The following is a 19,402-nucleotide window of genomic DNA, read 5'->3' as shown; positions in this document are numbered from 1 at the left end:
GGCGTGAGGACGAACCCTGCGGCGCACGGCGAACCCCGGCGTACGCGCCCTCGCGCCTGTGGATGATCGTCAACTCGCCGAAATTGCCCTGTGGATAACCGTTTCGAGCGGCGTCAACCCTGCTGGACTTGTCTGGTGCTGATTCACTCACGTGACCTGGAGGCCAGGGGCCTCACCCGTTCCGAAGTCCTGGCCCGCGTACGCCGGGGCGAGGCCCGACAAGTGCGACCAGGGGTCTGGTCGCTCGACGACCCCGACACCCCCGAGGGGCTCCACCGGGAACTCCTCGCCGCGACCGCGCCGGGCCTGCGCGACGGCGCGGTGCTGAGCCACGTGTCGGCGGCGGTGCTGCACGGGCTGCCGGTGCCGAAGGCTGCGCTCGATCGCGTCCATCTGACCCGGGCGGGGGAGGGCGGCAAGCGCTCGCGGTTCCTCCACCTCCACCGGGGAAAGGTTCCCGACGCCGACCTGGTCGAGCTGGACGGGTTCGTGGTGACCGGCCTCGAGCGCACCGCCGTCGACCTGGCACGCACGCTGTCGCCGATGGACGCGCTGGCGGCGGCCGACGTGGCCGTGGGGCTGGGGGTGGAACGTGACGCCGCCTTGGCGCGCATCGCGGCTATGCCCCGGTGGCCCGGCAATCCGCGCGCCCGCAACGCGTTCGTCCACGCCGACGCGCGCGCGGAGAGCCCGGGGGAGTCGTGGTCGCGGTGGCGGATGATCGAGTTGGGCGTTCCCCTGCCCGACCTCCAGGTCACGTTGTTCGACGCCGACGGGTTCGAGGTCGCGCGTCCGGACTTCCTGTGGAAGGAGGCGGGCCTCGTGGGCGAGTTCGACGGGGCGATCAAATATGGACGCTGCCTCAAGCCGGGACAGAGCATCGCCGACGTGATCATGGCCGAGAAGGAGCGCGAGGAACGCATCCGCCGCCTCGGCTATTGGATCGTGCGCTGGACGGCCGCGGAGCTGTTTCCCCCGTCGCGCTTCCGACGGCTTCTGCTGTCGGGATGGACGGCGGGGAAGCGCCCGGCGGCGTGACGCCGCGTACGCGAGGGTTCGTGCTGTACCCCGGGGTTCGCGCTTGGCCGACGAGACTCAGTCCCTCTTCCGCGGCTTCGCGAACGCCCTCGCAAGCGGCAGCGCCACGCGTACGGGCACGAGGCGATTCGCCTGCGCCAGCACCTCGTTCGCCGCCCCGTCGATCACCCGCGGCTCGTGGCGCGCCAGCGCGCGGAACGTCGACAGCACGACCTGGTCCGGCGTACGCCGTCGCTGCATCGCGTCGGGCTCGCCCGTCTTCACCCAGAACTCGGTCTCGGTGGGGCCGGGGCACACCGCGATCACGCGTACGCCATGGTCGAGGTTCTCCGACCACAGCGCCTGCGAAAAGCTGAGCACATAGGCCTTCGTCGCCGCATAGACCGCCATCGACGGGATCGGCTGGAACGCCGCCGTCGACGCCACGTTGATCACGACTCCATAGTGCCGCTCGCGCATGCCGGGCAGGAACAGCCGCGCGAGGTGGGTCACCGCGGCCACGTTGAGTTCGACCTCGTCGAGCGCGCGGTCGGGGTCGGTGGACGTGAACTCGCCGTGGGTCCCGAAGCCCGCGTTGTTCACCAACACGTCGATCGCCACGCCGCGCGCGGCCAGGTCGGCGGCCAGCTTCGCCCGCGCCGCCCGGTCGGTCAGGTCGGCCGGCACCACCGTCACCGCGCGGTTGTGGCGCTCGCGCAGGCGGGCGGCCAGGTCCTCCAGCACGTCGGTGCGGCGCGCGGTCAGCACGACGTCGAGGCCGCTGCGCGCGAGGAACTCCGCGTACGCGGCCCCCAGGCCCCCGGTAGCCCCGGTGACCAGTGCCGTGCCGTGCAGGTCGAATCGCTCGTCGCTCATGGCCCCGAGCCTAGCGAGTCGTGCGCCCCCGGTTTCCCCGCGCAGGAGCCCGGTGGGTGGCAGACTGTCGCCCATGTCGACCTTCGCCGTGCACTACACCTACATCGATGACGCCGACCGCCGCCAGGAGATCCGACCGGCCCACCGCGAGTTCCTCGGACGGCTCGCCGAGCAGGGCATCTGCCTCGTCGCGGGGGCGTACGCGCCCCACGAGCAGCCCGGCGGCCTGCTGATCTTCCGCCACGAGTCGGCTGACGGGCTCGCGGCGCTGCTCGCCGACGACCCGTTCTCTCGGGAGGGGATCATCACCGACACCCGCATCGTGGAGTGGGGCCCGGCCGTCGGGCCGTACGCGGGGGACCTGGCCTAGTCTTCGACTCGTTCCTCGCTCAGACAACGTCGACTCGTTCCTCGCTCAGACAACGTCGACTCGTTCCTCGCTCAGACAACGTCTGATCTGGACCGTTGTCCCGCCGTGGAAGGATGGGGGACATGGACTCGACCCTGCCCCACTATGACCTTGTCGTGATCGGTTCCGGCTCCGGCAACTCGTTGCTCGACGAGCGGTTCGCCGACCAGAAGATCGCGCTCATCGACAAGGGCATCAACGGGCACTTCGGCGGGACGTGCCTCAACGTGGGCTGCATCCCGACCAAGATGTTCGTCCATCCCGCCGACCTCGCGATCACCCACCGCGAGGCCTCCCGGCTGGGCGTCGAACTCCAGGCCGGCACCGCCGACTGGCCCGCCATCCGCGATCGTGTGTTCGGCCGCATCGACGCCATCTCCTCCGCGGGCCGCGACTGGCGCGTTCAGAACGAGCACATCACGCTGATCGAGGGCGAGGCCCGCTTCACCGGCCCGAAGACGCTCGGCGTCGCGGGCGGCAAGATCACCGCCGACCGGTTCGTGATCGCCGCCGGCTCGCGCCCGCGGCCCCTCACGGTGCCGGGCGCCGACGAGGTCGAGGTCCACACCTCCGACACGGTCATGCGGCTCGAGTCGCTGCCCGCGTCGATGACGATCATCGGCGGCGGGTTCATCGCGGCCGAGTTCGCCCACGTGTTCTCGGCGTTCGGCACGAAGGTCACCATCGTCAACCGCTCCGGCGCCCTGCTGCGCCAGGAGGACGAGGACGTCTCGCGTCGCTTCACCGAGCTGATGGGCCGCCAGGTCCCGGTGCGGCTCGACCAGGACCTCGTCCGCCTCGAACAGGGCGACGGCGAGATCGTGGTGGTGACGACCGACCCCGACGGGGTCGAATACGAATACGGGGCCGAGGTCGTCCTGAACGCCACCGGCCGCATTCCCAACGGTGACACCCTGAACCTCCAGGCCGCCGGCGTCGAGATCGGCGACGGGGGCTATGTCGTCGTCGACGAGTTCCAGCGCACCACCGCCGACGGCATCTTCGCGATGGGTGACGTCTCGTCGCCGTGGCAGCTCAAGCACGTCGCCAACCACGAGACCCGCGTCGTCCAGCACAACCTGCTCCACCCGGACGACCTGGTCGCGAGCAACCACACGGCCATCCCCCACGCGGTGTTCTCCAACCCCCAGATCGGCGCGGTGGGCACGACGGAGCAGGAGCTCCGTGAGGCCGGCCGCCCCTACGTACGCGCGGTCCAGGACTACGGCTCGGTCGCGTTCGGCTGGGCGATGGAGGACTCCGACCACTTCTGCAAGCTGCTCGCCGACCCCGAGACCGGCCAGCTGCTCGGCGGCCACATCATCGGCCCCGAGGCGTCGGTGCTGATCCAGCCGGTGATCCAGGCGATGTCGTTCGGGCTGGGTGTGCGCGACATGGCCCGCGGGCAGTACTGGATCCACCCCGCCCTCACCGAGGTCGTCGAGAACGCCCTGCTGGCGCTGCCGCTGGAGGCCAACTCGTAGTCTGGGTCGGTGCATCTTCGCCTGCTGACCCTGCTCGCCCTCGCCCCGCTCGCCGCCTGCGGTACGCCGCCGCCCGAGTCCGCGCGTACGCCGGCCCCCGACGGTCCGGCCCCCACGGCGACCACGCGTACGCCGACGCCCAGCCCCACGCCGGCCGAGCCGACGTGCGCGAGCGTGGTCGCGGCCATGTCGCCCGACGACCGCGTGGGGCAGCTGTTCATGGTCGGGAAGCCCGCCACGTCGGCGGTCGACGCCGACTACCGCGCGATGCTCGCCGAGACTCGCACGGGCCAGGTGATCCTGCTGGAGAACACGTCCGCGGGCGCGACCGGGGTGAAGAAGTTGGCCGATGACGTGCGCGCGGGCTCGGTCTCACCGGGCGGCGTACGCCCGCTCGTGGCCGCCGACCAGGAGGGCGGGCTGGTGCAGCGGCTGAAGGGGAGCGGGTTCACGACGATCCCGAGCGCGGTCGAGCAGGCCGCGATGGCGGACGCCGACCTGCAGCGCGCCGCGGAGGGCTGGGGACGCGAGCTCAGGGCCGCCGGCATCGACGTCGACCTCGCGCCGGTCACCGACACCGTGCCGAGTGACGTGGGACGCGCGAACGAGCCGATCGGGGCGCTGCGGCGCGGCTATGGCGCGACGCCCGACAAGGTCACCCCGAAGGCGAACGCGTTCATCCGCGGCATGGACGCCGCGGGCGTGGCGACCTCGGTCAAGCACTTCCCGAACCTCGGCCGCGTGAAGGGCAACACCGACCTGCAGGCGAACGTGACCGACGCGACGACCACGCGTACGGACGCGGCGCTGGCGCCGTTCCGCGAGGGCATCGCCGCGGGGGCCGATATGGTGATGGTGTCGACGGCGGTCTACAGCCGCATCGACCCGGGCACGCCCGCGACGTTCTCGAAGGTCGTCATCGGCGACATGATCCGGGGCGACCTCGGCTTCGACGGCGTCGTGATCTCGGACGACATGGGGGCGGCGAAGCAGGTCGCGTCGGTGAAGCCTGGAGACCGCGCCGTACGCTTCGTCGCGGCCGGCGGCGACGTGGTGATCAACGGGGACCCGTCGTTGCAGAGGGCGATGGTCACGGCGGTCCGGGAGAGGGCGGCGTCGGACCAGGCGTTCGCCGCGCAGGTGACGCGGTCGGCCGGGCGCGTGGTCGCGTACAAGGCGCAACACGGGGCGGCGAGCTGCCGCTGACGCCGGCTGAGCGCGCTCCCGAGTTGAGTCACGCTGGCTGAGCGACGGAGTCGAGTGACGCTGGCTGAGCGACGGAGTCGAGTGACGCTGGCTGAGCGACGGAGTCGAGTCACGCTGGCTGAGCGACGGAGGAGTCGAAGCTATCCCTCCACCCGCAGGTCCGCCATCGCCTGACGCGCCGGTGCGACCCATTGGGGCGACGTGTCGGGGATCGACGCATAGAACAGGCTGGCCTCGCCCTCACCGGTCGCCACGATCATCACGATCAGCAGCTCGCCCTTGGTCTTCAAGCCCTTGATGTCGAAGCTGAGCTGCGACTCGACGAGCCATGCCTCCTTGCCGCCGACGGTGGCCGCGCGGTTCACGGTGTCCTTGCGGGTGACCTTCGAGTTGCCGTAGAACGACCCGACGATGCAGGTCACCACGATCTCCGAGCCCTGCTGGGGGGTGTAGAACCCGTCTCCCGCGACCAGTTTCGCGATCAACACCGAGGCGACCCAGGCCGTCCAGTCGTGGGTCGGATTGGTGGACTGCTCGACGAGGATGGACTGGTGGTGGACGTCGCGGCCGAAGGGCACCCGGGTGTCGCCCGACGCGGAGGACCAGGGGGCCGGCAGCGTCGGATAGGACAGTTTGCCGCCGTAGACGCGGCCGTCACGGGTGCCGCCCGTGCCCGGCGTCGGGGTCGCGGTCGCCGTGGTGCGGGGGCAGGTCTCGCGTGTCGACTGGCCCGAGGGGCCGGGGGGCCCGCCGGTGACGGTGTCGGCGACCTGGCGTACGCCCCAGGCGATGAGGAGCACGAGGGCGAGCGCGGCAGCGATGCCGGCGACCCACCAGAGCTTGTTGGGGCCGCGCTGGGCGCCGGGGGAGCCTCCGGTGCCGTGCCGGGTGGGGGTGGGGTTGCCGGGGTGGCCTGGGCCGGGGTGGCCGCCGGGGTGGCCGGGGCCGCCCTGGCCGTTCAGCGGGCGCGTCGGGTCGAACCCGCCGCCGCCGGGGCCGGTGCCGCCGGGCGGACCCGCGGTCGGCGTCGGCGACACGGTGGGGGACCAGCTCTGGCCGTCCCAATAGCGGAACATGCCCTTCTGGCCGCCTGGATCGGGATACCAACCGGGTGCGCTCACGCGGCCAGTGTAGGCGGCCAGCGGCCCCCTTTCGACCGTCATGGACACGTCGCGGACGGGGCCCGGGTCAGGGGGAACCCCGGGACGTCCCACCTGCATGTGGACACGACTCGCCAAGGGAATCGCCGTCGCCGCCGGTCTCGGCCTGCTGACGGGTGGAATGGTCGGCTGCGGCCAGGCCGACGCGTCGGACACCCTCGACCGCCGCTACTGCGTCGAGGTCGCCACCGACAAGCGCGTGGAGGACCGGCTCTGCGAGCCCGACAACGACCCGGCGTACGCCTGGGTCTGGGTGGAGCGGCAGACGCATCGGCCGGGTCACGGCTATGCGGCCCACTATCCGACCTATCGCTATCCGATCGACGAGAGCGGCCGCCGGGTCGAGGACCGTCGGCGCAGCACCCCGCGTACGACGGTGGCGCAGGGACCGGCGTCGCAGGGGCCGGCGTCGGGAGAGTCGAAGTCCTGGCCCACCTACCCGCGTACGCAGCAGACCAGCGGCCCGCAGGACCCGGCCCCCACGAAGCGGTCGACCACGAGCACGCGATCGGACACCACGACGCGGGGCTCCGGCACGGGTTCCACCTCGGGAGGGTCGAAGTCGGGGTCGATGTCGGGAGGGTCGAAGTCGGGCTCGGGGACGAAGTCGGGCGGCTCGGCGGGGCGCCGCTGACGCCGGACCGTGGGGCGCGAGGCGTGTCGTGTGCGCAAGTTGCGTCGACACGCCGGCCACGCACCCCAACTCATGCACCCGGGTGCGCAAGTTGCGTCGACACGCCGGCCACGCACCCCAACTCATGCACCCGGGTGCGCAAGTTGCGTGAACGCACACACCCGCACGCACAGCGGCCCCGCCGGATCGAAATCCGGCGGGGCCGCGGCGCGTTCAGCGGGGGAGGATCATCCGAACTTGCCGGTGATGTAGTCCTCGGTGGCCTTTTCGTCGGGGTTGGAGAAGATCTTGCCGGTCGGGCCGATCTCGACGAGCTTGCCCGGCTTGCCGGTCGCCGCGAGGTTGAAGAACGCGGTCTGGTCGGACACGCGCGACGCCTGCTGCATGTTGTGGGTCACGATGACGACGGTGAACTTCTCCTTGAGCTCCTGGATCAGGTCCTCGATCGCCAGCGTGGAGATGGGGTCGAGGGCCGAGCAGGGCTCGTCCATGAGCAGCACCTGGGGCTCGACCGCGATGGCGCGGGCGATGCAGAGGCGCTGCTGCTGGCCGCCGGACAGGCCGATGCCGGCCTTGTCGAGGCGGTCCTTGACCTCGGTCCACAGGTTGGCGCCCTTGAGCGAGCGCTCGCACGCCTCGTCGAGGACCTTCTTGCTGGACACGCCGTTGAGGCGCAGGCCCGACACGACGTTGTCATAGATCGACATCGACGGGAACGGGTTGGGGCGCTGGAAGACCATGCCGACGAGCCGGCGCACGGCCACGGGATCGACGCCCTGGCCATAGAGGTCGACGCCGTCGAGCTTGACCGAGCCCTTCGAATAGGCGCCGGGGATGACCTCGTGCATGCGGTTGAGGGTGCGGAGCACCGTCGACTTGCCGCAGCCCGACGGGCCGATGAAAGCCGTCACCGTGCGGGGCTCCACCCGCAGCGAGACGCTGTCGACGGCGTGGAAGTTGCCGTAGTAGATGTTGAGGTCTTCGACATCGATGCGCTTTGCCATGTTGGTTCAGGTCCTTACTTGTTCTTGACCTTGCCGACATTGGCAAGGGCTCGGGCCAGGAGGTTCAGGCCCATGACGAGGATGATGAGGGTCAGGGCCGCGCCCCACACGCGGGCATAGCCGGGCATGCTCTCGGCCTGCGTACGCCCGTCGTTGATCATGGTGGGCAGGGTGCCCATCACGCTGCTGTTGGGGTTGGTGTTGGTTCCCTGCGCATAGCCCACGAGGATCAGCAGCGGCGCGGTCTCGCCCATGACGCGGGCGAGGCCGAGGACGATGCCGGTCGCGATGCCGGAGAACGCGGTCGGGATGACGATGTTCAGGATCGTCTTCCACTTGGGTACGCCCAGCGCGTACGACGCCTCGCGCAGGCTGTCGGGGACGAGCTTCAACATCTCCTCGGTCGAGCGGAGCACGACCGGCAGCATCAGCAGCACCAGCGCCACCGCCGCGGCGAATCCGGAGCGACCCTGGCCGAGGATGGTGATGAACAGCGCGAACACGAACAGCGCCGCCACGATCGACGGGACGCCGCTCAGGATGTCGACCATGAAGGACACCACGCGGGCCCACCGGGTTCCGCGGGCGTATTCGATCAGGAAGATCGCCCCGAGGATGCCGAGCGGAACGGCGATGACGGCGCAGATCAGGCCGATCTCGAGCGTGCCGATGATCGCGTGGAGCGCGCCGCCGCCCGCGCGGCGGAACGTGATGCCGGTGAGGTCGTCGATCCACCAGTTGGCGTTGAGGATGACCGGCAGGCCTTGGCTGATGACGGCGAACAGGATCCAGACCAGTGGGATGAGGGCCAGCAGGCCGCACGCATAGACGAACACCGTCGTGGCGGTGTTCTTGGCCGCGCGGGCGCCCTTCGGCTTCGAAAGGTCGAACTTGCCGACATGCTCGGTGGCTTCGGTTGCGGTGCTCATGACTTGACCCCTCCGCGGTCGGCGATGATGCGGGCCATGGCGTTCACCGCGAAGGTCACGATGAACAGGACCAGGCCCGCGGCGATGTAGGCGCCCGTCTTGGACGGGGTGTCGAACTCGGCGGCGTTGTTGGCGATCTTCGACGCGAACGTCTCACCGCCGGCGAACAGCGACGGGTTGAACGGGGACCCGGGGGCCTCCTGGGCCAGGATGATCATCACGGCGACCGTCTCGCCGAGCGCGCGGCCGAGGCCGAGCATCGACGCCGAGATGACACCCGAGCGGCCATAGGGGAACACCGCGGTCTTGATGACCTCCCACTTCGTGGCGCCCAGCGCGAGGGCGGCCTCGATGTGGTCACGCGGGGTCTGGGCGAACACGTCGCGCGACATCGAGGTGACGATCGGCAGGATCATGATCGCGAGCACGACCGACGCCACGAACGCGGTGCCGGTCGACGACAGCCCCTTGCCGAGCAGCGGGAACCAGCCGAACGTGTTCTGGAGCCACAGCGTCATGGGGTTCAGGAAGGGGGCGAGCACCTTGATGCCCCACAGGCCGAAGATGATCGACGGCACGGCGGCCAGCAACTCGACCACGAAGCCGAACGGGCTCGCGACTCTCTTCGGCAGGAACATCGTGATCAACAGGGCGCAGCCGACCGCGATCGGCACGGCGATCATCATGGCGACCACCGACGTGAGCACCGTCGTCCACAGCAGGCCGGCGATGCCGAAGGCGAGCTGCTCGCCGCCGACGTTCCATTCGCGCGAGGTCAGGAAGTTGGCCTGGTTGGCCATCAGGCTCGGCAGCGCCATCGACAGCAGGAAGAGACCGACGAACGCGACGACCGCCACGATCAGGACGGCCGACGTGACCGACAGGCCGAGGAAGACCTTGTCGCCGGCCTTGCCGACCTTGGCCAGGCGTACGCGGCCCCCGTCGCCCTCGGTCGCGGGACTGTCGGGGCGGGCCTCGCGTGCGGCCACCTTGGGGACGGGCGGGGCGGCGTGGGAAGGGTGGTGTTCGCCCGCCACGGCGACCGGCGAGACGGACGCGTCGGCGGGGGCGTGGTCGTCGAGGGGGCGGCCGAGGTCATCGGTCGAGGTCGACTTCAGCGGTTTGCCGAAGTCATCGGTGTTCGACATCTTTCTCCCTGTTACGGGCGTGGCCTTCCCGTCGCGAGGACGGGAAGGCCAAGCACTTCGTGCAAATTGTAAGGGGTTTCAGTCACGATCGCCGAGGCGAACGGTCACTGGATCGCCTTGACGGCGGCCTGGACCTTCGTCTGCAGCTCGGTGGGGAGCGGCGCGTAGCCGATGGCCTCGAGGGCCTTCTGCTGCTCGGTCGACGACATGAACGTCAGGTAGTCCTTGACCAGGGCGGTCTTCTCGGCGGGCAGGCCCTTCGAGCAGACGATCTCGTAGGTGACGAGGTTGATCGGGTAGGCGCCCTCGCCCGTGCCCGCGTACTTCAGCTCGAGCTTGAGGTCGTTGCCCTGGCCCGCGATCTTCGACTCGGCGACTGCCTTGGCGACGTTCGCCGCGGAAAGCTCGACCGCGCCCTTGCCGTTGTCGATGGCAGCCATCTTGAGCTGGTTGTCCTTGGCGAACGACCACTCCATGTAGGAGATCGAGTTCTTGGTGGCCTTGACACCCTCGGCGACACCGGAGGACTTCTGCTTGCCCTCGCCCTTGCCCTTCCAGGACTTCGAGACCTTGTCCTTCGCCCAGGTGCCGTCGCCGGCGGCCTTGTTGAGGAACGAGGTGACGTTCTCGGTCGTGCCGGACTCGTCGGAACGGAAGAAGACCGTGATCGGGGCGTCGGGCAGTTTCGCGCCCGAGTTGATCGCGGCGATCTCGGGGGCGTTCCACTTGGTGATGGTGCCGTCGAAGATCTTCGCGAGGACCTGGGGGGTCAGCACGAGCTTGTCGACGCCGTCGACGTTGTAGGCGATGGCGACGGGCCCGACGACCATCGGGAGGTTCCAGGCATCGTTGCCCTCGCACCGCTCCTTGGCCTTGTTGGCCTCGACGATGCCGTCCTTCTCGGTGGTCTTCAGCGCCGAGTCGGAGCCGGCGAAGTCGACGAGCTTGTTGTAGAAGGCCTTGATGCCGGCGCCGGAGCCGGTCGGGTTGTATTCGACGGTCGCCTTGCCCTTGCACTCCTCGCCGTAGGCGGCCGAGGTCTCCTGGATCGCGTTGCCCTGGGCCGACGAGCCCTCGGCGGAGAGCTTGCCCGAGGGGCAGGCGTACTTGCCGGCGGGCTTGGAGGCCTCGCCCGGGCCCTGCGGGTTGGCAGCGCCGCCGCTGTTGCAGGCGGTGAGCGCGAGCGTGCCGACCGCGGCCAGAGTGGCCAGCTTGGCGAACTGGTTCATCGTCACAATGTTTCCTTCTCGATCGAGGGAGGTTTCCCTGTGGTGGGCCCCGTGAAGGCCCTCGTGCGAGAACCGGAGAAGTCCCGCTGAACCGGAAGGTAGGAGGAAGACGTGACGCAGAAAGCCCTATTCGGTAAACGGAAGGTTAACGCCACCGGGACATGTTGAAATCGTTATGGAACGAGCGTCCCACTTGGTCCCGATGGCCGGGATCAGGAGAGCGTGCGGATGCGTTCGGCGGCGTGAACGCCGTAGTCAGCGGTCAGATGCACCACGGCCGACTCCCCGGTCCGAAACGGCTGGTTCGGCAGCCCCAACCCCGCAAGCATCGCCGGCAGGACCGGCCGATGTCCGCACACCACCGTGGGCGCGGCGTTGTCCACCGCCGACCGGGCGAGCGCCCTCATGTAGGCCCCCACCTCGTCGGGGGAGTCCTTGCCGCGCTCCTCCGACAGGATCGTCGCGCGCTCGATCGGCGCGTGGCGCAGGGTCGCGTACGGGAGCACGGTCGACACGCAGCGGTTCGAGCTCGACGACGCGATGCGGCGTACGCCGAACGCCGCGAGGACCCTCGCGACCTCGCGGGCCTGGTGGCGGCCCCGGTCGGTGATGGGCCGCGCGGGATCGCGGTGGGCCCAGCGCTTGCGGTCCATGGCCTTCCCGTGGCGGGTGATGATGAGCGCCGTGGTCGGCGGCGCCGCGGCGGCCGCCCGCACCAGCGCCGCCTCGGCGGGATAGCTCAACACGTCGCCGACGTCGGCGAGGCCGACCCAGCGCACCTCGTCGACCTCGGGGCCCTGCGGCGCACCGACCATGGTCTCGACGCCCGCACGCCAGAAGTGGACGCGCTTGGCGCGCCCCTTCACCTTGTAGTCGGTGGTGCCGAGCGGGATGTCGAGCCGCACCACGGCGCCGGTCTCCTCCGCCACCTCGCGCGTCGCGCACACCGGCAGCAGCTCGCCGCCCTCCAGCTTGCCCTTGGGCAGCGACCAGTCGTCGTGGTGGGGGCGATGGACCACCAGGACCTCGCGGAACGACCCCTCCCCGCGGAGCACGACGGCTCCGGCGGCGAGGATGCGATCGTTCGCCATGGCTCAGCCCTCCCTGGTGCGGCGCTTCCCGGTCACCTCGATGAGGTGCTCCTGCAGGTCACGCAGCGGTTGGCCCTCGGCGTCGGTCGTGTGGGCCTGCCAGCCGTCGGGGGTCAGCCACCACGAGACCGTGCCATCGTCGAAGGCCAGGTCGAACAGCGTCTCGATCTCGGCGATGTGGGCGCGATTGGTGATCGACACCACGACCTCGACGCGGCGGTCGAGGTTGCGGTGCATCATGTCGGCCGACCCGAGCCCGACCGTGGGTCGGCCGTCGTTGGCGAACCAGAACAGCCGCGAGTGTTCGAGGAACCGGCCCAGGATGCTGCGTACGCGGATGTTCTCGCTCAGACCGGGTACGCCCGGCTTGAGCGCGCAGATGCCGCGTACCCACAGGTCGACGGGTACGCCGGCGTTGGACGCCCGGTAGAGCGCGTCGAGGATGGGCTCGTCGACGATGGAGTTGACCTTGATGCGGATGTGGGCGTCCTTGCCGACCTGCTTGTTGCGGATCTCGTTCTCGATGCGCTCGATCAGGCCGCGGCGGATGGAGTGGGGCGCGACGAGCAGGCGACGATATTGCGTCTCCTGGCCCATGCCGGACAGGTGGTTGAACACGCGCGCGACGTCTTCGGTGATGATCGGGTTGGCGGTGAGGAGGCCCATGTCCTCATACATCCGCGCGGTCTTCGGGTTGTAGTTGCCCGTGCCGATGTGCGCATAGCGGCGCAGCCCCTCCGGCTCGTCGCGCACGACCAGCGACAGCTTGCAGTGGGTCTTCAGCCCGACCATGCCGTAGACGACGTGGACGCCGTATTTCTCCAGCTTGCGGGCCCACGCGATGTTCGCCTGCTCGTCGAAGCGGGCCTTGATCTCGACCACCGCGAGGACCTGCTTGCCGGCCTGGGCCGCCTCGATCAACGCGTCGACGATGGGGGAGTCGCCCGACGTGCGATAGAGCGTCTGCTTGATCGCCAGCACGTGGGGGTCGGTCGCCGCCTGCTCGATGAACCGCTGCACCGACGTCGCGAACGAGTCATAGGGGTGCTGCAGCAGCACGTCGCGCTTGCGGACCTGGGTGAACACGTCGACCGGCGCGGCCGTCTCGACCTCGGCGAGGCCCGGGTGGGTCTGGGGCAGGAATTTCGGGTAGGACAGGTCGTCGCGGTCCACCGACGCCAGCGAGAACAGCCCGGTGAGGTCGAGCGGGCCGTCCATGCGGAAGACCTCGCGCGCGTCGATGTCGAGCTCGGAGACCAGCAGGTCGAGCATCGTCTCGTCGATGTCGTCCTCGACCTCGAGCCGCACCGGCGGCCGGCCGACCTTGCGGCGCAGCAGCTCCTTCTCGAGCGCGAACAGCAGGTTCTCGGCGTCGTCCTCCTCGACCTCCACGTCCTCGTTGCGCGTCACGCGGAAGACGTGGTGCTGCAGCACCTGCATGCCGGAGAACAGCTGGTCGAGGTGGCGCGCGATCACGTCCTCGAGCGACACGAACCGGCCCTCGCCGAGCTCCAGGAAGCGCGGCAGGATGTTCGGCACCTTCACGCGCGCGAACTGGCGTACGCCGGTGGTCGGGTTCTTCAGCAGCACCGCGAGGTTGATCGACAGCCCCGAGATGTAGGGGAACGGGTGGCTGGGGTCGACCGCGAGCGGCGTCAGCACCGGGAAGATGCGGTCGGCGAACAACTGCCTCATGCGGTTCTTCTCGGTCGCCTGGAGCTGGTCCCACCGCAGGATCTCGATGCCCTCCGCGGCCAGGGCCGGGCGTACGTCGGTGGCGAAGACGCGGTGCTGCTCCCCGACCAGTTCGCGGGTGCGCTGGAGGATGGTGTCGTGGAGGTCGCGCGGCAGGAAGCCCGACACGCTGGGCACGGCGACGCCCGCGGCGATGCGGCGCTTGAGACCGGCGACGCGGACCATGAAGAACTCGTCGAGGTTCGACGAGAAGATCGCGAGGAACTTGGCGCGCTCGAGCAGCGGGACGCGGTCGGCGTCCATCGCGAGCTCGAGGACCCGCTGGTTGAACGCCAGCCACGAGAGCTCGCGATCGCCGAACCGGTCGTCGGGGAGCCCGTCGGACGTCCGGGAAGGCTGGGTCTGGCTCACGGGGCGGGCTCCTCGGTCGGGTGGGCGCTCGGGTCCGGGGCTTGCAGGACGGGGGCGTGTAGGACGTCGCGGTGCGCGATCCCAAATCTAGCGGAGAGATAGAGGTCCACGACGCGGGTCTGGTCGGCCTCGACATAGAGGATCACGCGCTGCACGCCCTGGTCGCGCAGGTGGGCGAGCCCGGCGTACAGCAGTTGGCGACCCAGCCCCCCGCCGCCATGGTCGGGGTCGACGGCGATGACATAGACCTCGCCGGTGCGCTCGTCGTGGACCTTGGTCCAGTGGAAGCCGATGACCTCGCCGTCGCGCTCGGCGATCAGGAAACCGGCGGGATCGAACCACGGCTCGGCCATGCGGGCGCGCAGGTCGGGCTCGGAGACCATGCCCTGCTCGGGGTGGTGGGCGAACGCGCGCGCGTTGACCCGCAGCCACGGCTCGGCGTCGGCGTCGGTGAACCCGCGGACGCGTACGCCGGCCGGGAGCTGGGGCTCCGGGATGTCGGCGACGTCGCGTTCCATGATCAACAGCTCGCGCGAGGGGGCGTACGCGAGGGCGTGCGCGGCCGCGCGGGCTGGCTCGAGGTCACCGAACGACCACAGCTTGAGCACCTGGCCGCGATCGCGCCGGCTCGCGCCCTCGGGGGAGCGGGGGTCGAAGCCGAGCGCGCCGAGCATGGCCGACGCGACGCCGCGGCGACGCCGGTCGGGGGCGACGACGAGCTGGGCGGTCGGGTCGTCGGTGGAGGAGTCGAGGTGGGCATAGCCGACGAGGTCACCGCCCTCGCCGCCGCGCTCCCCGAGCTGGTGGGCGATGCCGTCGCGGGCGTCGCCCCGGACGTCGAGTTCGGCCTGCTCGTTGAGGGGGCGTACGCCGTCGGCGCGCTCGGCGGCGTCGACGAGGGCGAGGACGCGGGCCCGGTCGGGGGCCTCGAGGCTGCTGAGGACGCGGGTGACGACCGGCTCTGTGGACATGGCCCCACGGTAGTCTGGCCGGAGCCCGGGCTCCACCGGGACGACGCGATTCGAGGGGGACACCGTGGGCCGACATGACTATGCGGTGACGGACATCGGCGCCTATGGCGTGCCCGCCCAGCCGGCCGTCGTGGCCCGCATGCGGCCCCACCTGATGATGACGCGCGTGGGGGTGGGTGCGGCCGTGGTCGCGCTGGTGGCCGGGATCGCGTCCCTGTTGACTTTCGCCCAGTTCACCGACTGGGCCTGGCTGTGGCCGGTGCTGGTGCTGGGCGCCTCGGTGGTGATGGTGGCGATCTGTGCGCTGCAAGCCTGGGTGTGGCACCAGGCGATGGCCGAGTGGAGCGGACTCCGCGACGTGAACCTCGCCGGGTTCATGACGCCGTCGTGGGCGGCCCACCTGCTGTCGTACGCGGCGGTGCTCGCCGGGCTGGTCGGGGCGCTGTTCATGATGGGCGACACGGGAGCAGGCGCGGCGTCGTTCTGGTGGTCCTTGGTCGCCGGGGTCTCGCTGGTCGTGGCGCAGCTGACGGCGGCGGTGGAATACCTGCGGCTGGACGGCCCGCCCGGGACTCTGCCGGCGCACTTCCGGCGGCTGCTCAAGCGGGAGAACCCGGGGTCGTCGGCGGGCCGCGCCGCGGCGTCGGGGATCTTGCGTACGGGCGACGACGAGGCCGACGGGGCCACGCGGGCGGAGACCGAGAAGACGTGAGGACTTCGCCTCAGCCGAACCGATAGCCCACGTTGCGGACGGTCGAGATCAGGCCGTCCGACTCGCCGAGCTTCGCACGGAGCCGGCGTACGTGCACGTCGACGGTGCGCGTGCCGCCGTAGTAGTCATAGCCCCACACGTCCGACAGCAGCTGCTCGCGGGAGAACACCTTGCCGGGGTGGCGCACGAAGAACTTCAACAGCTCGAACTCGGTGTAGGTCAGGTCGAGCAGGCGGCCGTCGACCTTGGCCGCGTACGCCTCCTCGTCGATCTCGACGCCGCGGCTCGACAGGGGCTCGACTGTGGTGGTCGAGGCGTGGGTGGTCAGCCGCAGGCGAGCCTCGACCTCGGCGGGGCCCGCGTGGCTCAGCACGAACTCGCGGGGCGCCCAGTCCGGGGACAGGGCCGGGAGACCGGCGTCGGTCACGACGAGCATCAGCGGCACCTCGATCTGGGCCGCCGCCAGCGTGCGACACAGCGAGCGGGCGCCGACGAGGTCGGTGCGGGCGTCGATGAGCACGACGTCGGGGTCGGCGTTCAGCAGGCTCGCCGACTCGGCGCGGGCGACCCTGACCTGGTGGGAGAGCAGGGCGAGCGAGGGGAGCACCGCGGCGGACTGGCCGGGGTCGGGGGTCAGCAGCAGCACGACCGCCATACCGCACCTCCCGCTGCGACTAGGATCGCGCCATGGTTGACGTGTCGATCCGCTATTGGGCCGGGGCCGCTGCGGCTGCCGGCGTCGACGGAGAAACTATCGCGGCGCCGAGTGTGGCCGCGGCGCTGACCAGTGCGCGGACGGCCCACGAGGGACGGCTCGACGGGGTCCTGGCGGTGTCGTCGATCCTGGTGGACGGGCGCGCGACGCGGGGCGAGGCGCTCGAGGCGCCGCTGACCGGACCGGTCTCGGTCGAGGTGCTGCCGCCGTTCGCGGGGGGCTGAGAGACTGCGACTCTTCGCTCATCAGTGACGATCTCGATGCCCGTGGCGGCCTCGAGATGGCCACTGATGAGCGAAAAGTCACGCTCACCCCTCGATCTCCATCACCAGGGTCACGGGTCCGTCGTTGACCAGCGCGACCTGCATGTCCGCCCCGAACCGTCCCGTTTCGACGTGGGCCCCGAGGGTGCGCAGCGACGCCACGAAGGCCTCGACGAGTGGCTCGCTCACGGGCCCGGGTGCGGCCGCGCTCCACGAGGGACGCCGGCCCTTGCGGGTGTCGGCGTACAGGGTGAACTGCGAGACGACGAGCAGGGGCGCGCCGGTGTCGGAGGCCGAGCGCTCGTCGGCGAGGATGCGCTGGTTCCAGACCTTCTCGGCCAGCCGGGCCGCGATCTCCGCGGTGTCGCCGTGGGTCACGCCCACCAGCACGACGAGCCCGGGGGAGGGGAGGCGGCCGACGACCTCGCCGGCGACGGTGACGGAGGCCTCTGTGGCGCGCTGCACGACGACTCGCATGCCCGCAGGCTAGCGGGAACATCCTTGCGTACGCCGTGGTTGCACCCGGGGTGATCGCCCCTAGAGTGGAACGGTGATCACTCTTGCCTCGCAGGACGTCTGGACCGGCGTCCTGATCGCCGCCGCGGTGATCGTGGCCCTGTTGGGCCTGGTCACCGTGGTGCGCGAACTGCGCCGCGCGGGCCGCCCGCGCGCCGCCGAGACCGCCGCTCCCGGGGCGACCCGGGCCGAAGGACAGGACGACTGATGGACGCAGAGACCGGCAGCAACCTCGACTACACGTTCCCCGAGGGCCTCCACCCCGCGCTGAACGGGCTCGGCTGGCTCGTCGGCCACTGGGAGGGCTTCGGCCAGACGCAGTGGCCGAACGAGAAGGACCAGCGCGTGCTCGAGCAGGTCGACTTCTCCCACAACGGCGAGCCCTATCTGCACTACCTGCTGCAGACGTTCGTCGACGACGACGGTGCGCCGGGGGACCCGGTCTCGATGGAGTCCGGCTTCTTCATCCCGGGCGAGGGGAACGAGCTGATGGTGGTCGTGACCAATCCGACCGGCGTGGCCCAGAAGTGGCACGGCACAGTGACGGGCCTGAAGTCGACGCCCGGCACGGAGCTGGCGACGAAGATCGAGATCACCACCGACGCCGTGGTGTCGCAGGGCACCCATACGGCCGGCCATCGCCTGTTCGGCTATGTGCAGGGCAAGCTGATGTTCGCGTTCGACCGCGCCGACCAGGACGTGCCGCTCGGCCCGTGGCTGACCGGCGAGCTGGAACGGCGCTGACCATGGGCGCTGCGGTCGAGCTCGAGGCGGGTCCCGACGCGGGCGCCGTCTGGCACTTCGGCAACCCCGTCGCCGAGCAGCGCCTGCTCGAGCGCGGCGAGGGCGCGGTGGTGCTGGGCCACCGCGACGTGCTGTCGATCAGCGGCCCGGATCGCCTGCCCTGGTTGCATTCCCTGACCTCGCAACACCTGGAGGGGTTGGCGCCGGGGGAGGGGACGACGGCGTACGTCCTGTCGCCGCAGGGCCACATCGAGCACGTGCTAAACCTCGTCGACGACGGCGAGGTCACCTGGGTCCACACCGAACCCGGTCACGGGGCGGATCTCGTGGCCTGGTTGGAGAAGATGGTGTTCATGCGGCGGGTGGAGGTGGCGTTGCGTACGCCGCTGCTCGCCGTGGTCTGGCAGCCCGGCCCGGCGCCCGAGGGCCCGCGCATCACCCGCGCGGCCGCCGATTCGCTGGGCGGCCACGAGTCGTTCGTCCCGCGGGACCACCTCGACGATTTCCTTGCGGGCAAGGAACTCGCCGGCATGTGGGCGTACGAGGCGCTGCGCATCGCCGCGGGTGTCCCGCGCGTGTTCGTCGACACCGACCACCGCACGATCCCCAACGAGCTGGGCGTTCCCGGGGCGGCGGTGCACCTCGACAAGGGGTGTTATCGCGGCCAGGAGACGGTCGCGCGCGTCCACACGCTGGGGCGGCCGCCGCGGCGGCTGACGCTCCTGCACCTCGACGGCTCGGTCGACCACCTGCCGGCCGTGGGCTCGCCGGTTCTCAACGGGGACAAAGAATGCGGTGTGGTCGGGTCGTCGGCGCGCCACCACGAGCTCGGCCCGATCGCGTTGGCGCTGGTGAAGCGCAACGTGCCGGTCGAGGCGACGCTGGTGGTCGACGGCGTGGCGGCGTCGCAGGAGCCGATCGTCGACCCGGAGATCGGCCTGCACGTGCGTACGCGCCTGCGCTGAGGCCCCGCGTACGGTCCCGTCCCGGCTCCGCGTACCCCGCTCGTCCCGGCTCCGCGTACCCCGCCCGTCCCGGCTCCGCGTACCCCGCCCGTCCCGGCCCCGCGTACCCGCCCGTCCCGGCTCCGCCGGGAACCCAACTTGTGCACACGTGTGGGCGAGTTGCGCGTTTTGCCTCGGCGTGTCGACCCAACTCGTGCAGTCGTGTGCACAAGTTGCGGCGAGG

General features: G+C 70.5%; 21 protein-coding genes. 10 read left to right on the top strand and 11 right to left on the bottom strand.

What is annotated here, in order from left to right:
* Window positions 1-135: 135 nt before the first annotated feature.
* On the top strand, window positions 136-1,038 hold the full coding sequence (locus ACYVAG_RS14840; protein ID WP_460770912.1) for a hypothetical protein: 903 nt from the start codon (window positions 136-138) through the stop codon (window positions 1,036-1,038).
* 57 nt (window positions 1,039-1,095) lie between these two features.
* Here ACYVAG_RS14840 and ACYVAG_RS14835 read toward each other — a convergent pair whose 3' ends face one another.
* Window positions 1,096-1,893 carry an SDR family NAD(P)-dependent oxidoreductase gene (locus tag ACYVAG_RS14835; RefSeq protein WP_460770911.1) on the bottom strand — a complete coding sequence of 266 codons (798 nt, stop codon included), beginning with the start codon at window positions 1,891-1,893 and terminating at the stop codon, window positions 1,096-1,098.
* Between the two features lie 73 nt (window positions 1,894-1,966).
* Here ACYVAG_RS14835 and ACYVAG_RS14830 point away from each other — a divergent pair, with 73 nt between their 5' ends.
* The 3 genes from ACYVAG_RS14830 to ACYVAG_RS14820 all read left to right on the top strand — a co-directional run bounded on the left by ACYVAG_RS14830 (window position 1,967) and on the right by ACYVAG_RS14820 (window position 4,992).
* Complete coding sequence (locus tag ACYVAG_RS14830; RefSeq protein ID WP_460770909.1) at window positions 1,967-2,263, top strand: YciI family protein; 297 nt, start codon at window positions 1,967-1,969, stop codon at window positions 2,261-2,263.
* Between the two features lie 134 nt (window positions 2,264-2,397).
* Entirely contained in the window at window positions 2,398-3,786 is a 1,389-nt protein-coding gene (locus tag ACYVAG_RS14825; protein ID WP_460771015.1) for a mycothione reductase, read from the top strand.
* Window positions 3,787-3,795: 9 nt separating this feature from the next.
* Window positions 3,796-4,992, top strand: a complete 1,197-nt coding sequence (locus ACYVAG_RS14820) for a glycoside hydrolase family 3 N-terminal domain-containing protein (protein ID WP_460770907.1) — start codon at window positions 3,796-3,798, stop codon at window positions 4,990-4,992.
* A 140-nt stretch (window positions 4,993-5,132) separates the two neighbouring features.
* Here ACYVAG_RS14820 and ACYVAG_RS14815 read toward each other — a convergent pair whose 3' ends face one another.
* Window positions 5,133-6,113, bottom strand: a complete 981-nt coding sequence (locus tag ACYVAG_RS14815; RefSeq protein ID WP_460770906.1) for a DUF2510 domain-containing protein — start codon at window positions 6,111-6,113, stop codon at window positions 5,133-5,135.
* 97 nt (window positions 6,114-6,210) lie between these two features.
* Between ACYVAG_RS14815 and ACYVAG_RS14810 the strand changes: the two genes are divergently transcribed.
* On the top strand, window positions 6,211-6,786 hold the full coding sequence (locus tag ACYVAG_RS14810) for a hypothetical protein (protein WP_460770904.1): 576 nt from the start codon (window positions 6,211-6,213) through the stop codon (window positions 6,784-6,786).
* 227 nt (window positions 6,787-7,013) lie between these two features.
* Here the strand turns inward: ACYVAG_RS14810 and pstB are convergent, their stop codons facing one another.
* The 7 genes from pstB to mshD all read right to left on the bottom strand — a co-directional run bounded on the left by pstB (window position 7,014) and on the right by mshD (window position 15,264).
* Window positions 7,014-7,790: a phosphate ABC transporter ATP-binding protein PstB gene (pstB, locus tag ACYVAG_RS14805; RefSeq protein ID WP_460770903.1), complete on the bottom strand. Its 777-nt coding sequence runs from the start codon at window positions 7,788-7,790 to the stop codon at window positions 7,014-7,016.
* 14 nt (window positions 7,791-7,804) lie between these two features.
* Window positions 7,805-8,719 carry a phosphate ABC transporter permease PstA gene (gene pstA, locus ACYVAG_RS14800; protein WP_460770901.1) on the bottom strand — a complete coding sequence of 305 codons (915 nt, stop codon included), beginning with the start codon at window positions 8,717-8,719 and terminating at the stop codon, window positions 7,805-7,807.
* Window positions 8,716-9,645, bottom strand: a complete 930-nt coding sequence (pstC, locus tag ACYVAG_RS14795; RefSeq protein WP_460771014.1) for a phosphate ABC transporter permease subunit PstC — start codon at window positions 9,643-9,645, stop codon at window positions 8,716-8,718. The genes pstA and pstC overlap by 4 nt, the downstream gene beginning before the upstream one ends.
* A 326-nt stretch (window positions 9,646-9,971) precedes the next feature.
* Entirely contained in the window at window positions 9,972-11,096 is a 1,125-nt protein-coding gene (gene pstS, locus ACYVAG_RS14790) for a phosphate ABC transporter substrate-binding protein PstS (RefSeq protein WP_460770899.1), read from the bottom strand.
* 212 nt (window positions 11,097-11,308) lie between these two features.
* Window positions 11,309-12,187 (bottom strand): NUDIX hydrolase, encoded by an 879-nt coding sequence (locus ACYVAG_RS14785; protein ID WP_460770897.1) that lies wholly within the window; start codon window positions 12,185-12,187, stop codon window positions 11,309-11,311.
* Window positions 12,188-12,190: 3 nt separating this feature from the next.
* Window positions 12,191-14,293: an RNA degradosome polyphosphate kinase gene (locus tag ACYVAG_RS14780; protein ID WP_460770895.1), complete on the bottom strand. Its 2,103-nt coding sequence runs from the start codon at window positions 14,291-14,293 to the stop codon at window positions 12,191-12,193.
* The gene (gene mshD, locus ACYVAG_RS14775; RefSeq protein WP_460770893.1) at window positions 14,290-15,264 is read right to left on the bottom strand and encodes a mycothiol synthase; all 975 of its coding nucleotides are present in this window, start codon (window positions 15,262-15,264) and stop codon (window positions 14,290-14,292) included. The genes ACYVAG_RS14780 and mshD overlap by 4 nt, the downstream gene beginning before the upstream one ends.
* Window positions 15,265-15,328: 64 nt before the next feature.
* Between mshD and ACYVAG_RS14770 the strand changes: the two genes are divergently transcribed.
* Window positions 15,329-15,976 (top strand): hypothetical protein, encoded by a 648-nt coding sequence (locus tag ACYVAG_RS14770; protein WP_460770891.1) that lies wholly within the window; start codon window positions 15,329-15,331, stop codon window positions 15,974-15,976.
* Between the two features lie 10 nt (window positions 15,977-15,986).
* Here ACYVAG_RS14770 and ACYVAG_RS14765 read toward each other — a convergent pair whose 3' ends face one another.
* Entirely contained in the window at window positions 15,987-16,631 is a 645-nt protein-coding gene (locus ACYVAG_RS14765) for a response regulator transcription factor (protein ID WP_460770889.1), read from the bottom strand.
* A gap of 32 nt (window positions 16,632-16,663) precedes the next feature.
* Here ACYVAG_RS14765 and ACYVAG_RS14760 point away from each other — a divergent pair, with 32 nt between their 5' ends.
* On the top strand, window positions 16,664-16,915 hold the full coding sequence (locus tag ACYVAG_RS14760; RefSeq protein ID WP_460770888.1) for a MoaD/ThiS family protein: 252 nt from the start codon (window positions 16,664-16,666) through the stop codon (window positions 16,913-16,915).
* An 84-nt stretch (window positions 16,916-16,999) separates the two neighbouring features.
* Here the strand turns inward: ACYVAG_RS14760 and dtd are convergent, their stop codons facing one another.
* Window positions 17,000-17,431: a D-aminoacyl-tRNA deacylase gene (dtd, locus tag ACYVAG_RS14755; protein ID WP_460770886.1), complete on the bottom strand. Its 432-nt coding sequence runs from the start codon at window positions 17,429-17,431 to the stop codon at window positions 17,000-17,002.
* A 73-nt stretch (window positions 17,432-17,504) separates the two neighbouring features.
* Between dtd and ACYVAG_RS14750 the strand changes: the two genes are divergently transcribed.
* Genes ACYVAG_RS14750 through ygfZ form a run of 3 tightly spaced genes read left to right on the top strand, consistent with a single transcriptional unit; the run spans window position 17,505 to window position 19,179 of the window.
* Entirely contained in the window at window positions 17,505-17,678 is a 174-nt protein-coding gene (locus ACYVAG_RS14750) for a hypothetical protein (protein ID WP_460770884.1), read from the top strand.
* Window positions 17,678-18,214 (top strand): heme-binding beta-barrel domain-containing protein, encoded by a 537-nt coding sequence (locus ACYVAG_RS14745; protein ID WP_460770882.1) that lies wholly within the window; start codon window positions 17,678-17,680, stop codon window positions 18,212-18,214. The genes ACYVAG_RS14750 and ACYVAG_RS14745 overlap by 1 nt, the downstream gene beginning before the upstream one ends.
* 2 nt (window positions 18,215-18,216) lie before the next feature.
* Complete coding sequence (gene ygfZ, locus ACYVAG_RS14740) at window positions 18,217-19,179, top strand: CAF17-like 4Fe-4S cluster assembly/insertion protein YgfZ (RefSeq protein ID WP_460771012.1); 963 nt, start codon at window positions 18,217-18,219, stop codon at window positions 19,177-19,179.
* The last annotated feature ends 223 nt before the right edge of the window (window positions 19,180-19,402 follow it).

This window comes from Mariniluteicoccus flavus (assembly GCF_054776655.1).
This window is presented reverse-complemented; position numbering and strand designations above follow the sequence as displayed.